At 60.8% G+C, this 14,870-nt stretch carries 11 protein-coding genes; 8 read left to right on the plus strand and 3 right to left on the minus strand.

The window, feature by feature from the left end:
- Nucleotides 1-43: 43 nt before the first annotated feature.
- On the plus strand, nucleotides 44-1,039 hold the full coding sequence (locus tag VGD45_RS27510; protein ID WP_331158597.1) for a LysR substrate-binding domain-containing protein: 996 nt from the start codon (nucleotides 44-46) through the stop codon (nucleotides 1,037-1,039).
- Here the strand turns inward: VGD45_RS27510 and VGD45_RS27515 are convergent.
- The 3 genes from VGD45_RS27515 to VGD45_RS27525 form a co-directional block, all read right to left on the minus strand.
- Complete coding sequence (locus VGD45_RS27515) at nucleotides 1,023-1,991, minus strand: cytochrome-c peroxidase (RefSeq protein ID WP_331158598.1); 969 nt, start codon at nucleotides 1,989-1,991, stop codon at nucleotides 1,023-1,025. The two genes, VGD45_RS27510 and VGD45_RS27515, sit on opposite strands and share 17 nt — an antisense overlap.
- The gene (locus VGD45_RS27520) at nucleotides 1,991-3,322 is read right to left on the minus strand and encodes a TlpA disulfide reductase family protein (RefSeq protein ID WP_331158599.1); all 1,332 of its coding nucleotides are present in this window, start codon (nucleotides 3,320-3,322) and stop codon (nucleotides 1,991-1,993) included. The genes VGD45_RS27515 and VGD45_RS27520 overlap by 1 nt, the downstream gene beginning before the upstream one ends.
- Nucleotides 3,323-3,522: 200 nt before the next feature.
- Nucleotides 3,523-6,075: a TonB-dependent receptor gene (locus VGD45_RS27525; protein WP_331158600.1), complete on the minus strand. Its 2,553-nt coding sequence runs from the start codon at nucleotides 6,073-6,075 to the stop codon at nucleotides 3,523-3,525.
- A 222-nt stretch (nucleotides 6,076-6,297) separates the two neighbouring features.
- Between VGD45_RS27525 and VGD45_RS27530 the strand changes: the two genes are divergently transcribed.
- The 7 genes from VGD45_RS27530 (at nucleotide 6,298) to VGD45_RS27560 (ending at nucleotide 14,831) form a co-directional block, all read left to right on the plus strand.
- Entirely contained in the window at nucleotides 6,298-7,104 is an 807-nt protein-coding gene (locus tag VGD45_RS27530; RefSeq protein WP_349263384.1) for a sulfite exporter TauE/SafE family protein, read from the plus strand.
- A 258-nt stretch (nucleotides 7,105-7,362) separates the two neighbouring features.
- Nucleotides 7,363-8,004 carry a response regulator transcription factor gene (locus VGD45_RS27535; RefSeq protein WP_331158602.1) on the plus strand — a complete coding sequence of 214 codons (642 nt, stop codon included), beginning with the start codon at nucleotides 7,363-7,365 and terminating at the stop codon, nucleotides 8,002-8,004.
- A gap of 122 nt (nucleotides 8,005-8,126) precedes the next feature.
- Nucleotides 8,127-9,116: an alpha/beta fold hydrolase gene (locus VGD45_RS27540; protein ID WP_414717613.1), complete on the plus strand. Its 990-nt coding sequence runs from the start codon at nucleotides 8,127-8,129 to the stop codon at nucleotides 9,114-9,116.
- The gene (locus VGD45_RS27545; RefSeq protein WP_331158604.1) at nucleotides 9,116-9,661 is read left to right on the plus strand and encodes a hypothetical protein; all 546 of its coding nucleotides are present in this window, start codon (nucleotides 9,116-9,118) and stop codon (nucleotides 9,659-9,661) included. The genes VGD45_RS27540 and VGD45_RS27545 overlap by 1 nt, the downstream gene beginning before the upstream one ends.
- Entirely contained in the window at nucleotides 9,573-12,689 is a 3,117-nt protein-coding gene (locus VGD45_RS27550) for a sensor histidine kinase (protein ID WP_331158605.1), read from the plus strand. Before VGD45_RS27545 ends, VGD45_RS27550 begins: the two co-directional genes overlap by 89 nt.
- A 118-nt stretch (nucleotides 12,690-12,807) precedes the next feature.
- Complete coding sequence (locus VGD45_RS27555) at nucleotides 12,808-13,920, plus strand: hypothetical protein (protein ID WP_331158606.1); 1,113 nt, start codon at nucleotides 12,808-12,810, stop codon at nucleotides 13,918-13,920.
- A complete protein-coding gene (locus VGD45_RS27560) occupies nucleotides 13,917-14,831 on the plus strand; it encodes an alpha/beta hydrolase (protein WP_331158607.1) in 915 nt (304 codons plus the stop codon). The genes VGD45_RS27555 and VGD45_RS27560 overlap by 4 nt, the downstream gene beginning before the upstream one ends.
- The last annotated feature ends 39 nt before the right edge of the window (nucleotides 14,832-14,870 follow it).

Below are 14,870 nucleotides of genomic sequence, written 5' to 3' on the forward strand. Positions count from 1 at the left end.
CATCTCTCAGTTGGAATAAGGTGAGCACAGGACGGGCAGGCACATGACTCTCACCCAACTGCGGTATTTCGCCGCCATCGTCGATGCCGGACTCAACATCACCGTTGCAGCGAAACGGATGCACGGCACACAGTCGGGCGTCTCCAAGCAGATCAAGCAGCTGGAAGACGAGCTCGGCTTCCGCCTGTTCACACGCCAGGCCCGCGGCCTCAGTGCCTTGACGCCCGAAGGCGAGCGCGTGCTCGAACACGTTCGTCCCCTGCTCAATCACGCAAGAAACATTCGTGCCCTGAGCGCCAACCTTCGCAACGCGGCCGATGGCGAGTTGCACATCGCGACCACCCACACGCAAGCTCGTCACGTACTGCCAGCGGCGCTCGCCCGCCTGAAGCAATCGTTCCCTGCAGTCACTGTGCACCTCTCCCCGGGCAACAACAGCGAATCTCAGGCGCGCCTGCGCAGCGGCGAGTCGGACCTGGCCATCATCAGCACTGGCGCCCAGGCGCCGGATGCGGACATGGCATTGCCACTGTATCGATGGGAACGCGTCGTGGTGGTACCGGCCCGGCATCGCTTGGCCCAGCTGCCACGACCACTCCAGCTGAACGATCTGGCGCACTTGCCGCTGATCAGTTATGAGTCGAGCCGCGATAGCGACTCTTCGCTGCGCCGCGCCTTTCGCCAGGCCGGCATCGATCCAATCATCGCGATGACGGCGCCGGACGCCGACCTGATCAAGACTTATGTGCGCGCCGGGCAAGGCATCGGCATCCTGGCGGAGATGGCCGTCGGGGAGCTCGACGAAGATCTGGTGACGCTGGCTGCCGATGGTTTGTTTCCGACGTGCACGGCCTGGCTGTTGTTGCGCAGAGACCGGCTGCTACGCGACTACGCGCTGGCATTCATCAACGACCTGCTACCGCATCTACACAGCGCCGACCTGCGATACGTCATCGAGGAGGCCCTCGAATACAGCGGACCGATACCGCATTGGCGCGATCTGCCTGCTCCCAGGCGCCTACTCAGCGCTGTGTCGTAGCCCGAGCGGTAAAGCGCCGGTCGGTCAGGGTCAGCAGGAAGTTCTCCAGATCGTCCACTTCGGCTGGCGTGAGTTGGAGCGGCACGATCGAAGCATCGCGGCCCTTCTGAGCGGGAACGATCTTGTCAGGCTCGTTGTAATACTCGATGACTTCGCGCAGCGTCTTGAACATGCCGTTGTGCATGTACGGCGCGGTCACTGCGACGTTTCGCAGTGTCGGCACTTTGAATTGACCGTCGTCGCCGGGATTGCCGGTCACCTTGCCCCGTCCGCGATCGCTCAGCTTGCTGCCGTCGAACAGACCGATGTTTCGAAACCGCTCCGACGTGAAATCGGTGCCCGAGTGGCAGTCGGCGCATTTTGCCTTACCGATGAACAACAGCCGGCCACGCTTGGCCGATTCGGAAATCGCCGAGTCGTCGCCGAGATTGAAACTGTCATAGGGTGTATCGAAGCTCTTGAGCGTTTTCTGAAACGCCGCCAGCGCACGTCCGATCGTGCGAGGCGTGATTTTTCCTTCGTAGGCAACGGCGAAAAGATCTTGGTACTCTGCGCTCGCCTCGAGGCGCTCGATGGCCACGCCGATCGGCAGATTCATTTCGATAGGATTTTCGATCGGAAAGATCGCCTGCTCTTCCAACGTCTCGGCGCGCCCGTCCCAGAACATCGAGGTGCGGCCGCCGACATTCAACAGCGTGGGAGTATTGCGCTCGCCTTTGGCGCCGCCGACACCCACACTGAAAGACACATCGTCGGCAAACGCCCGCTCCGGCTTGTGACACGAGGCGCAGCTGACGCTGCGATCGCTCGACAGCAATGGATCGGAGAACAGCTTGCGTCCGAGCTCGACCCGGGCAGTGTCGCGCTCGTGGGTTGCGGTGCCTTCAGACAGAGCAGGCGCCGCCCAGAGGACGGCGCCCAGCACAATCGTCGAGTACAGTGAACGTCGCATCAGGGCCCTGTGGCCTGGCTCACGTTGGCGTACGGATCGGGCTCGGCAATCAGCTCGTCCAGCACGTGGTTGAACTTGGTGACATAGTCCTTGAAGTACTCTCCGGTCACTTCACCGGTGTAGCCGGTATAGATCTCGCGCACCTCGCCCTTGCGGTCGATGAGCAGCGTCGTTGGGAATGCCGCCATGTAGTTCAGGCCCGCCAGCTTCTCGGTCGCGACCTTCTTGTCGGCAATGCCGCCGAACACGATGTCGTATTGGATATCGAAGTAGCTCTTGAACTTGCCGAGCGTCTTCTGGAAGTACTCGAAGCTGTCCTCCTGCTCGAACGCGATGGCAATCGCCTCGACGCCTCGGTGCTTGTTCTGCTTGAACCAGGGCGACAGGAAGTAAGTCTGATCCGTGCAGTTCGGGCACCAGGTGCCGATCACTTCGACGATCACGACCTTGCCACGATACTTATCGTCCTTCAGCGAGACCGGCTGACCCTTCAGGTCCGGGAACGTGAAGTCGATGCGGGTCTGCCCTTCTTTCAAGCGGGTCAGCTTGTACGGGTCGGCGAGCTCGACGTTGTCGCTGCGCTCGCCCTCGAAGCGGGCGACATTGTAGATGCCGCTGCCGGAAGAGCCTTGCAGATTGCCGTCTTCATCCACCGTGCCCTTGATCAAGCGCGGGCTCGGACCGCTGAAGTGCGACAAATAGAAGCGATTGCCCTGGACGATACCTTCCAGCTCACGCGTGTCGCCAACGGAGGTCATGATGACACCGCTTAGATGCGTACCGTTCTGCTTGAACAAACCGACCTGGTTGCGGCGGTTGTCGCGCTCGTTGGTGTTGTTGTCGCGCAGCTGCGTGTCGTCGGCCTGGCGCAGAGCCCACTTGCCATTCAAGTCCACTTCAGCGGCAGCCTGTTTGGCAGGCTCGACAAAACGCCAGCTCTTGCCATGCTCGGCCGTGAACGGCAGATTGCGCGCTCCTTTGCGCTTCGGGACCAGGTCGCGGTACTCGCCCTGGATGTGTTTGGGATCGACGATCTTGAACACCAGCGCCGCATCGTAGGTGTTCATCGGCACGGACAGTTCGTCGTCCGACACACGCTCGACGATGAAGTTGTCGCGACGCGCGCCGTTGATCAATGAGAACTTTGCGTCAGCCGCATCCTTGCCCTTCACCTCGAAGTTGAATGGAATGGCTTCGCCGTCGACGGTGAACTCGCCGCGCCACACGCCTTCATTGGGAAACTTTTTGGTGCCGGCGAAAGCCGCTGCCGCCGACACGCACGCTACCAGCAGCACGGCCGCCTGGCCGATCCTCAACGCGCGCTTGATCATGATTCTGCTCCTTGAGTATCCCGGGGTTCTAAACAGGTCACACTACTTTCATCGGCGTCTGGCACGTCCGGCGACTGGCGACTATAGTCCGGCGTCGACGCACTCGATCCACGCACCTCGCTGTTTCCAGCATGATGTTTCGTCATGACGAAACAACTTCAGCTCCTCGGCAGCCCGTCGTTACCAATCGCAAACCGCGCTCAGAAGCGAACGCCCACTCGCGCGTAGAGCTGGCGGCCCTCGTTCTCGTACGGCGCCCCGCCCGGGTAGCGACGACCGTTGTTACGTATCGTCACCAGCCCAACCTCCTGGATGTAGTTATCGAGTGCGTTCTCGACACCGAGCGTGATGCTGACGCTATCGCTGAACTGGTAATTACCGATCAGATCTAGGAAGGTTTCCGCGCCGATCTGCTCGTAGACGTAGGGGACCGTGGTATTCGCGACATAAGTCCACTCGCCGAAGTGCCTGCCGCGAGCCGTGAACTGCCACTTGCCCAATGAATAGTCGGCAGACAGATGGCTGGTGAAGCGAGGAATTGTTTTCAGGAACGTCACGCGCGCCTGCTCGTCGAGCAGGACGGGATCGTAGTGTCGGTACTCGGTATAGTTGTAATTGCTCGCCCAGGTCACTCCGATTGCGCCCGGCCCCGCCGCCCCCTGCCAATTGGCGACCAGGTCGAGGCCCGTGGTGCGGGTATCGAAGCTGTTGGTATAGAACCTGACGTGCGTCAGTTCGCTGGCCAAGGGCACGTCCGCGGCAATCAGTTGCTGCCGCTGAGCGGCGGTCAACTCGAAATCGCTTGATAGCCCGATACGATCGTCTACATCGATCCGATAAGCATCGAGGGTGACCGATGCTCCCGAGAATGGTTGCAGCACCACACCGAAGCTCAAGTTCACAGACTCCTCGGGTGTGAGCGCCTTGCCGCCGAACAACGCTGCCGCTTGTGAATTCGAGGGCAGCTGCGCGCGGATGTCGACCGAGCGGGCGACCAGCGGATTCACGTTCGGGTTCTGAGCGACGTTCTGCAAGTACTGCTGACCCGGCGTCGGCGCGCGGAATCCAGTGCTCACCGCACCACGCAGGCTCACAGCGTCGGTCAGCTCGAAGCGAGCCGCGAGCTTGCCGTTCGTCGTCGTGCCGAACAGCGAATAGTCCTCAAACCGCCCGGCGACGCCCACGTTCAGTCGATCGGTCAGCTTCACATCGAAGTCGACATACGCAGCCGTGTTATAACTATCCCAGGCGCCGGCGGTCGCTGGGTGCGCGCCGGGAAAACCGTTCGACGCCGGCGAAAGGTCCCTTAATGGGCCCACTGCCCAAGAGGCGTACTCGCCGGCGGTGATGCGGAACTCTTCGCGTCGATACTCGAGGCCGAAGCCCACGTTGATTGGATTGGCGAGCGCCGTCTGCCACTGATATACGAAATCCAGGTTTACATCCTGCTCACGCTGCTCGCGTGCGCCGTTGTCGAACTCTGTCGGCGATAGTGAGCCGAGCGAGAGATTGATGGATTCCTTCAGCCAGTATTCGATGCGATTGCTGCCGGTTGACGCCGATAAATCCCAGTCGAGCTTCGAACCCAACGTACCTTTGACGCCTGCGACGAAGCTATAGTCGCGCGTGTCTGACCCAAAGCGCGGCGTGAAGCCACCGGGATAGATACTCAGCAGGTTGAAGTCTGGATCGATGGCCGCCCATGTATTCACGCCATCGGTGCCAGCCGTCTGGTAGATCGAATGTCGGCCGTTGGCCTTGATGTTATAGCCGCCGTTCCGCGCGAATGTCACAATGTTTCCATCGGCATTGGGTCCCGTCACCGTGAGTGACGGGCGGTAGTTGAAGTCGGCGACGCCGGTGTCGTCCGCGAAGCTGCCGAAGGTGTAGAGCTGCGTACTCTCGGTCAGATTGAACCCGGCATTCACGAACACCTTCTTCGTCTCCTGCTCGGGCAATCCATAGCGCTGCACGACCTTGCCGATGCTGCGCACGGCGCTCGCGTACGGCTCGCCTTGGGCGGCGATCAGCTCAGCTTGAGGGCGCTGACGACCGTTGTTGGTCGCATCGGCATCGATGTACTCCGCTGCAAAATTCAGGTGCCCACTGTCTCCGAGCTCGAATCCGCTCGACCAGCCGACCTGCAGGTTCTGTCCGTCCCCGCCGCTGTACTCGCCGAATTGCACATAGGTGTCCGTGCCCGGCTCGTCGTTCAGAATGAAGTTGATTACGCCCGCGATCGCGTCGGAGCCATATTGCGCCGCTGCTCCATCTCGCAACACCTCGGTGCGCTTGAACGCATTGGCTGGCAGAAGAGCGAGATTCACGGCTTGCGCGCCGCGCGCTGTGACATCCACAAACGCGGATCGATGGAAACGTTTGCCGTTCACCATCACCAGCGTGTGATCCGGCGAAAGGTTCCGCAGCGAGGCGGGTCGAACGAAGATAGAACCGTCCGACGTTGGCAGGCGCCGGACGTTGTAAGACGGAACCGCAGCCTGCAGCTTGCTGTTCAAATCGGGCGTTGCCGTTCGCCGCAGATCGTCATTGCTCACCACGTCGATCGGCACGTTCGACTCGAGCACGGTGCGCTCGGCGCGCCGCGTGCCTGTGACGATGATTTGCTCCAGCCCCGCTGTCCGCTCTTCAAGGCTGGCGCCTTCGGCTGCCTGCGCCGAGCCGTGCGGCCAGGCAAACGCCGCAACAATGGCGAGTCCGACGCGCGACGATGAGTGAACCAGTGACGCTGCCATGATTCGAGTCCCGTATTGTTCTGCTTACAGGGACTCTATCCACGGCACGATACGGCGCGGAAATAGCGAAATACCATCACGACATACTTGGTTACAAGTATATGTAACTAGTCGATAACCTCTGCTTTCCCCAGACTATGTTTCGGTAATGAATGTTACGGCATGCAACTGGAAACAAACCTGAACTGGAGATATTGTTACTTCTTGAACACCCCAATACCTATGTCTACACCGGCTATCGATCGTCCGAAGCGTCACGCTGCTGCTGCGATCTGGGGAGCGGTGATCGGCACCCTGGGCGGCCTGATCGGGCTCGGCGGCGCTGAATTCCGGTTGCCGGTGCTGATCGGCGTCTTCCGGTTCGCTGCTCTCGAAGCAGTGATACTGAACAAGGCCGTGAGCCTGGTCGTGGTCGCATCGGCAATATTATTTCGTACCAGCGCCGTTCCGATGGATGACGTTGTGAATCAGTGGCCGATCATCGCGAACCTGCTCGCCGGCAGCCTGTTGGGAGCATGGCTGGGAGCAAGTTGGGCGACGCGCCTTCGCTCGGAGACGCTGTATCGGGTCATCTCCGTGCTGCTTCTGGTCATCGCCGTTGTGCTTCTCATCAAGCATCAGGGTGGCGGCCAGCCGCTGCTCACAGGACTTCGACAGATCGCCCTTGGCGTCGTCGCCGGACTCGGCATCGGTGTGATCGCTTCGTTGCTGGGTGTCGCTGGCGGCGAATTCCTCATCCCCACGCTGATTTTACTCTTCGGGGTGGACGTGAAACTTGCCGGCAGTCTATCGCTGGCGATCAGCCTTCCGACGATGCTGATGGGATTTGCACGCTACAGCCGAGACAAAACTTTCGTGGTTGTTCGCCAGAACGTCCCGTTCCTGACTTTCATGGCGGTCGGCTCGCTAGTCGGGGCCTTCTGCGGTGGTCTGCTACTCGGCCTCGTTCCAGCAGCAGCGCTGCTGCCTCTGCTTGCTGCCATTCTCGTGCTGTCGGCGATCAAAGTGTGGAGGCATGCGCGAAGATAAATCGCAGCAGCAACAACGGAAATTCGAGCGAGGTGAGTTCGAAGAACCGGCTGGGGCGCAAGGATTCGAACCCCCGAATGGCGGGATCAAAACCCGGCATTCCTTCGTACTTGCGTCCTCAGTTGAAACAAGCCTAGTGGCAGGTCTGGTTCCGTCCTGCCTTATTTGTGCTGCTCTTCCGGCGCCCCGCGATCTTGCGGACGCGCGCGCTTTGCGTAAGCCGTCGCGAAGCGGCACCATAGCCCGATGCTGGACCCGATGATCCCTGCAGACCCGATCCGCATCATGGTGGTCGATGATCACCCCATGATTCGTGAGGGCGTCGGCAGCATGGTGGGGTCCGAGCCGGGAATGAAACTCGCGGCCGAAGCGAGTGATGGCGTGGAAGCCATCGAGCTCTTTCGGACGTGCCGCCCGGATGTCACGCTCATGGACCTCGAGATGCCCAACATGGATGGACTGTCCGCGATCACCACCATCCTGGCCGAATTTCCGTCCGCACGTATTCTCGTGCTGACAACATTCCGTGGAGACGCTCGCGCGCTACGCGCGCTGCAAGCAGGAGCGGGCGGCTACATTCTCAAGAACCGGATTCGCAAGGAGCTGATGGACGCGATTCGTCAGGTGCACGCCGGCCGCAAGTACGTCGATGCCGAAGTGGCTGCGCAGATCTGTGAGTCCTTCACGCACGACCGACTGTCTCCCCGGGAAGTGGCAGTTCTGCAGCACGTAGCCGAGGGAGCCTCCAACAAGGTCGTCGCCACGGCAATGAAGCTCTCCGAAGAGACGATCAAGAGCCACATGAAGAGCGTGCTGACCAAGCTCAACGCCAACGATCGAACGCACGCCGTAGTAATTGCCCTTGATCGCGGAATCATCGAACGCCTGCCACAGCGCTGAACACCCACTGCCACTCACCCTAATAGGGGAGTCGCTGGCTACGCGATAGAGGCTCCCAGCGCACGGCGAGCGCGCCTAATGTCCCTTCCAACAGGGCGATCAAACCTGGAAGGGAGATTCCGATGTCCACAGAACGCGACCGCACGCCTATCGACCCGGCGCGGCGGGAACTGATCATTGGCACGGCTGGTGTCGCGGCAAGCCTCGCCATTCCAGCCACCGTCGGGTTCGCCGCCGTCAGCCCCAGGCCCGCTTCGCGCTCTTCACCCAGTACTCCGGGAGTTGATTCCATGAAAACAGTCACCGTCAAAGACGGCACGAAGATCTTCTACAAGGATTGGGGTACGGGCCAGCCCATCGTCTTCTCCCATGGATGGCCGCTGAGCTCGGATGACTGGGACGCGCAGATGCTGTTCTTCGGTCAGCACGGTTTCCGGGTCATCGCGCACGATCGTCGTGGCCATGGGCGTTCCACGCAGACCTGGGACGGAAACGAGATGAACACCTATGCCGACGATCTCGCGACCCTCCTGGATCGGCTCGACGTCCGGAACGCCATCGTCGTGGGGCACTCAACGGGTGGGGGCGAAATCTCGCGCTACCTGGGACGCCATGGAACGAAGCGCGTGGCCAAGGCGGTGCTCATCGGCGCCGTGCCTCCGCTGATGCTGAAGACTGACAAGAACCCGGGAGGCCTGCCGATCTCGGTGTTCGATGCGATCCGTGCCGGCGTGGTCGCGGACCGATCGAAGCTCTATCTCGATATCACCTTGCCCTTCTATGGATACAACCGGCCGGGCGCCGTCGTTTCCGAAGGTGTGCGCCAGCACTTCTGGTTCCAGGGAATGCTGGGCGGCATGAAACCTCATTACGACTGCATCAAGGCGTTTTCGGAAACCGACTTCACGGCGGATCTCCAGAAGATCGACGTGCCGACGCTCATCATGCATGGCGACGACGACCAGATCGTTCCCATCGGCGCGTCGGCGCTCATGTCCGCCAGACTCGTCCAGAAACCGACACTCGAGGTGTATCCGGGCTTCTCGCATGGCATGTGCACGGTGAATGCCGACCGCATCAATGCCGATCTGCTCGCCTTCATTCGAAGCTGATGACCGGCCAACGAGTCACCACCTGCTACCCGCGCGTCAACGCGATCCTCGACTTGTACGCCGATCGGCTCGGGAAAGACGGCCGTGGCTACAGGAATCACGTCTATCGCACGGTCAATTACTACGCAAAGCTCTCCGGGGCAGAAGAGGTCCCGGAGAGCGTGCAGATTGCAGCCGCCTTCCACGATATCGGTATCTGGACCGCGCGCTCGTTCGACTATCTCGCCCCTTCGGTGAGCGAGGCGCAGGCCTATCTCGACAGGCAACAGCTGGAAGGTCTCGAGCCTGAGATTCGCGCCATGATCGAACATCATCACAAGGTTCGATCCTATCGGGCGCAATTTGCCCCGCCGGTTGAAGCCTTCCGGCGTGCGGACCTCGTGGATCTCTCCGTCGGAATGATTCGCTTCGGATTGCCGCTGCGATTTGTCGTCTCGGTCAAGGAGGTGTTTCCGAATGCCGGATTTCATCGACGTCTGCTGGGGCTTGCAATCCGCCAGTTCGCGCGCCAGCCGTGGCGGCCGCTCCCGATGCTGCGGTGGTAGCTATGTCTTCCTGCCCGTTTTACTGGCGAGCGCATTGCTGCTGGCGATCCCATCGGCCGGGGCTTTGCCTTCTGAGCTATCGCTCGATCAGCTTCATCACACCGCCTGGACCTTGAAAGACGGCGCTCCGCCGGACGCCTGGGCCATAGCACAAACCTCCGACGGCGCCCTCTGGCTCGGAACGCCGACCGGCCTCTTCCGGTTTGACGGCGTTCGATTCGAGCGCTTTCGAAAAAGTGACGGAGCCTCGTTTGCCGGTGACGTATCCGTACTGCGCGCCACTGCGGACGGTGGACTCTGGATCGGCATGCGCTTTGGGTCGATCTATTTTCTCGGTCGGGGGGAGCTGACTCAGTTTGGAATCGAGAGTGGCCTGTCGGGCCGGGCTGTTCTCGGAATCGCGACCGACGTCGAGGGCACGACGTGGGCAGCCACGGTCGGAGGACTCTTTCGGAAAGAAGGCAATCGCTGGCGCCACATTTCGAAGGACTGGTCGCTCACCGGTGACTACTTCACGTCGGTGCGTGTAGATCACAACGGCAATCTCTGGTGTGCCGGACCGGCCGGCGCCTTCTTGCTGCCGCAAGGCGCGCGACACTTTCAGAAGCTGAACGATGAGGCAGGTTACGGATACCTTGCCGAGCTACCGAACGGCGAGATGTGGTTCGCAAACTTTCAAAGCATCTACTCGATGAGTGCACGCATCGGTCATGCGGGGATTTCGGCGCCGGGGCTGACCATATCTCTCGAGGATGGGACCGGGCCGCTGATAGCGGACCGCGATGGAGGACTCTGGTTCGGCATCGGCGAGACCCTTGGACGAGTCGTGGACCCCGCTGCCCTCCCACCCGCCACGACGCAAGGCATCCCCAAAGCGGTCCAACGTTTTGGAGTCGAGCAAGGCCTGAGCGGGCTGGTTCGTACGGTCCTTGAAGACGACGCCGGCAATGTGTGGGTCACGACCAACCGCGGGATCGATCGATTCCGCGCACCGAAGCTGCAACCGATCGGGCCGAAATGGGCCTTGGACGCAACGTTCGCGGAAACATCAGCGGGCGAGTTATGGATTGCGGGCTCCAACGGAATGATGGCATTCGGTTCGAGCGCAAGAGAACGTCTAGGATCCGACCTTTATCTCTCCTCTTTGCATGCGCCCTCGAATGGCCCGCTACTGGTCGGCTCGTGGAATGGCCTGTACACGTTTCGAAACGGCAGTTTTTCCAGCGTTCCACTTCCTGCGCACGCGCCCGATAACCTCGTGCAGGTCGTCACGACAGACCGACAGGGTTCGATTTGGGTTTCGCTGGTTCGCGCTGGCCTTTACTGCCAGAAGAATCACCAATGGATCGAGAGGTGCGGGTACGAAGAACTCCCTCGGGAAACCCCGGTGACAATCGTCGCTGACGATCGCGACCGCATCTGGGTCGGCTATCCCCGAAACCGGGTCGCGCTATTGGAAGCTGGACGAGTCGCGTTCCTGACACGCAACGAAGGTCTCGAGGTCGGGGACCCGCAGACGATTGTTGCACTCGGCGACGAGATATGGATTGGCGGCAGTGCCGGGCTCGCGCGCCTCACCAACGGTCGCGCGCGAATGGTTAACGGCGTGGGCGACGAGCAATTCGAGGGCGTGTCCGGCATCGTGTTCGCAGATGACGGATCGCTATGGCTCAATGCCGCCGCCGGCGTCGTGCGTATCGCCGCCGAGGAAGTAAACGCCATTCGCGTGGAAACCGGCCACGCAATCGAGTTCGAGTTATTCGATCACAACGACGGGCTTCGCGGCGTAGCCAATCAGCTCCGCCCCCTGCCCTCCGCATTCAAGGATTCACGGGGACGGCTGTGGTTCTCGACGGGAGCCGGAACACATTGGATCGATCCGCTTCGCATTCCGAGAAACGCGCGCGCGCCGTATCTCGAAATCCGGAACGTCCAAGCGGCCGGTCAGAACTACAAGCCTATGACGCGAGTCATGCTTCCGGTCGGCACTTCGGCGCTCGACATCGAGTACACGGCATTCAATCTCTCCATCCCGGACAAAGTCCGTTTCAGGTATCAGCTCGAGGGCGTCGACGACGGATGGCAGGACGGCGGGACACGCAGAACAGCCTTTTATACAAACGTTACACACGGAGAATACAAGTTCACGGTGATTGCCGCGAACGAGGACGGCGTTTGGAACACCGCAGGGGCCGCGATAACGGTCGTTGTACCGCCAACTTACTACCAGACCCTGTGGTTCAGGCTTCTGTGCGCGTTCAGTGTTGCAGTGGTTGTCTGGATGCTCTATCGCATGCGCGTACACCAGGTCGCGGCTGCCGTTCGTAGCCGGCTGGAGGGCAGGCTGCAGGAGCGCGAGCGTATCGCACGCGAGCTTCATGACACGCTTCTCCAGGGAACACAGGGCTTGATTCTTTCCTTTCAGGGGATCGCCAAAGAGCTTCCTCGAGACAGCGCTCTCCGTCAGAGAATGGAACGGTCGCTGGATCGCGCTGACGAGATACTCGGCGAGGGACGAGATCGAGTGCAGGAACTGCGCACCGTCGATCTCCACGAGCGCCGCGACCTTCCGCACGCGCTTGCGCTCGTTGCAGAAGGGCTCAATGAATTGAGACCCATGACGACGCGCCATCAGGTTGGTGGTGTACCGCGCCCGATTCGCCGGAGCGTGCGTCATCACGTTTACCAGATCGGGCGGGAAGCGCTGATCAATGCGTTCAAACACTCGCAAGGCACGACGATCGAAGTCACGTTCGACTTCGGTACGGAGGACTTTCGATTGACTGTGCGTGACAACGGGCCCGGCGCGGGGAATCTGGCGCGGGGTCAGACGGGCCAGTCCCGGCAATGGGGCGTGCGCGGCATGCAGGAGCGGGCGCGCATAGTGGGCGCGGAACTGCGCCTCAAAAGCCCTTCTGGCGAGGGAACGACCGTCGAGCTCATCGTGCCTGCTTCAATCGCTTATTCGCGCAAGCGAGGGCGTGCGTTCTGGAGAAGATTCATCCGACGATCGCAGGGTCACGGCTGACTCCAGATCATTCACTCGAAAGAGTGAAGCACTCAGCCTCGATCCGGTGTGGTGCGGGCAGGCGGACTTTTCTACTCTTCCTTCGCAAGTTCAGAGTTCTCGCGCAGGAGGAACGGACATGTCGCAGTCCCGAAGCTCCCTTTTGGTCATCGTTTTTGTCATCTTTCCGGCCGCCGTCGGGACAACGAACAGCCAGGCCGGCACGCCCGTCGCGCTCACGCGGCCCGCGGTGCAGGAGTTTGCAAAGCTTCCCGACGGCATTCGCTACCCCGAAGGAATTACCGCAGATCCCGAGACCGGCAACATCTACGTCGGGACCTTTGATGCAAGGACGCAAGAAAGCGCGCGACGCAATGAGGTGCTGCGCTACTCCCCGCAAGGCAAGCTGCTGGCGCGACGACGATTCCATGCGACGCCACTGACGGGACTGGCCTTCAGAGAAGGGAAACTCTACATCCTGAATTTTGGAGCGGCGAAGTTGCAGCGCCTCGCAGCCAACTTCGACGCATCAACGCCGATTGAAGACGTCGCGACGTTTCAAACGCTGACCCCTCACGCACCGAGTCCGCGTCACGTTACGAACTTCGATGGTAGCGAGGACGTCGTCGCGTTCGGCTCGAAGGGGCAACCCGCGCCCAATGGGATGGTGTTCGATCGAAGCGGCAATCTTTACGTGTCGGACTCGTTTCAGGGCGCAGTTCTGCGCATCGCCGACGCAACACACTGCGTGAGCTGTGTCATTGTACCCATATCGCGAGATCCGTTACTCGCGACAACCGGCACGCCGCCCTTCGGCGCTAATGGGCTCGCACTCAATGAAGCCGAGACAGTCCTCTTCATCACCAATGCCGGCGACGGGCGCCTTCTGAAGCTGCCGATTGCGGGCGGATCGGTATCCGTCGTTGCGGAGAGTCTGGCAGGTGCCGACGGTCTGCTGTTCCACGGCGGTCTGCTATGGGTAGCCGCCAATCAGGCGGACTCAGTTGTAGCACTTACGGAGCAAGGACGCATCGTCGTGCGGGCAGGCGAGTTCGACGGCATCGCATCCGACGGATCTCCGAGGGGACTCCTCTTCCCCGCCAGCACTGTGGCCCAGGGCAATTGGATGTTCGTGACCAATCTCGCCTTACCACTAACGCCGCCCGCAGGAGACGAGTGGGAAGAGGACATCACGCGATGGACGATTTCACGCTTTCCACTGCCCGCCCTGACAACGAAGGAATTGCCATGAAGTCCGTTCTTTCTCTCATCGTCTGCGCGCTCTTGAGTGGGATGCCGGTCTGCGGCGCCTGGGCTCGCGATGGCGCCGCGACTGCTCCGACGCGCTATGTGGAGGTTGGTGGGACCCGAACTGCATATCGATCGATCGGCAGAGGCTCCCCGATCATTCTAGCGAATAGACTGCGTGGAACACTGGACACGTGGGATCCGCTCTTCCTGGACGAGCTGGCGAGGAAGCACACCGTTATCACTGTGGATTATCCCGGCATCGGATACTCCGCCGGCGAGCTCCCTGACGACCTGCATGTCGTGGCACGATTCATCGACGATTTCGCCAGGGCGCTCGATCTCGAGAAGTACGCGATTCTCGGCTGGTCATGGGGTGGCCTGGCTGCACAGGTACTCCTACTCGATCAGCCCGATCGCGTGACGCACGCCATCCTGATTGGGACCAATCCTCCAGGGCCCGTTCCCATGCCGACGCAGCAAGCCTTCCTGGAACGCGCAACCAAACCAGTCAACGACCTGGCAGATGAGCAGGTGTTGTTCTTCGAACCGAAGTCGCCGCGAAGCCTCGTGAGCGCATCGGCATCCCACGAGCGCATTTACGCGCGATCTGGCGTCGTGGATCGAATTCCCGCAAAGATGGAGACGCTCCAGATCTACTTTCGAGCCGCTCTGGCGTTTCGAGCAGACTCGGGGGACGCGCGACAGAAGCTGATCGTGGCGCCAACACCAATCCTCATCATCTGCGGCGACAACGACATCAGCGCGCCGGCGCCAAACTGGTTCCCCCTGGTGGGGCAGATTCGGAATGCGCAGCTGTTGATCTACCCTGAGTCGGGCCATGCACCGCAATTTCAGTACCCTGAGCTTTCTGCGGCATACATCGCCAACTTTCTGGCGAGGCCGTCGCGCTAGATTGCCATGCTAGTGCCAGCGGCACTTGGCCACTCGCCG

The sequence above is a fragment of the Steroidobacter sp. genome (assembly GCF_036402275.1).
Lineage (GTDB): Bacteria > Pseudomonadota > Gammaproteobacteria > Steroidobacterales > Steroidobacteraceae > Steroidobacter.

What these genes read in the sequence shown, in the direction of transcription:
- VGD45_RS27510 (WP_331158597.1), top strand. Translation starts at nt 44, where the DNA reads ATGACTCTCACCCAACTGCGGTATTTCGCCGCCATCGTCGATGCCGGA.
- VGD45_RS27515 (WP_331158598.1), bottom strand. Translation starts at nt 1,991, where the DNA reads ATGCGACGTTCACTGTACTCGACGATTGTGCTGGGCGCCGTCCTCTGG.
- VGD45_RS27520 (WP_331158599.1), bottom strand. Translation starts at nt 3,322, where the DNA reads ATGATCAAGCGCGCGTTGAGGATCGGCCAGGCGGCCGTGCTGCTGGTA.
- VGD45_RS27525 (WP_331158600.1), bottom strand. Translation starts at nt 6,075, where the DNA reads ATGGCAGCGTCACTGGTTCACTCATCGTCGCGCGTCGGACTCGCCATT.
- VGD45_RS27530 (WP_349263384.1), top strand. Translation starts at nt 6,298, where the DNA reads ATGTCTACACCGGCTATCGATCGTCCGAAGCGTCACGCTGCTGCTGCG.
- VGD45_RS27535 (WP_331158602.1), top strand. Translation starts at nt 7,363, where the DNA reads ATGATCCCTGCAGACCCGATCCGCATCATGGTGGTCGATGATCACCCC.
- VGD45_RS27540 (WP_414717613.1), top strand. Translation starts at nt 8,127, where the DNA reads ATGTCCACAGAACGCGACCGCACGCCTATCGACCCGGCGCGGCGGGAA.
- VGD45_RS27545 (WP_331158604.1), top strand. Translation starts at nt 9,116, where the DNA reads ATGACCGGCCAACGAGTCACCACCTGCTACCCGCGCGTCAACGCGATC.
- VGD45_RS27550 (WP_331158605.1), top strand. Translation starts at nt 9,573, where the DNA reads ATGCCGGATTTCATCGACGTCTGCTGGGGCTTGCAATCCGCCAGTTCG.
- VGD45_RS27555 (WP_331158606.1), top strand. Translation starts at nt 12,808, where the DNA reads ATGTCGCAGTCCCGAAGCTCCCTTTTGGTCATCGTTTTTGTCATCTTT.
- VGD45_RS27560 (WP_331158607.1), top strand. Translation starts at nt 13,917, where the DNA reads ATGAAGTCCGTTCTTTCTCTCATCGTCTGCGCGCTCTTGAGTGGGATG.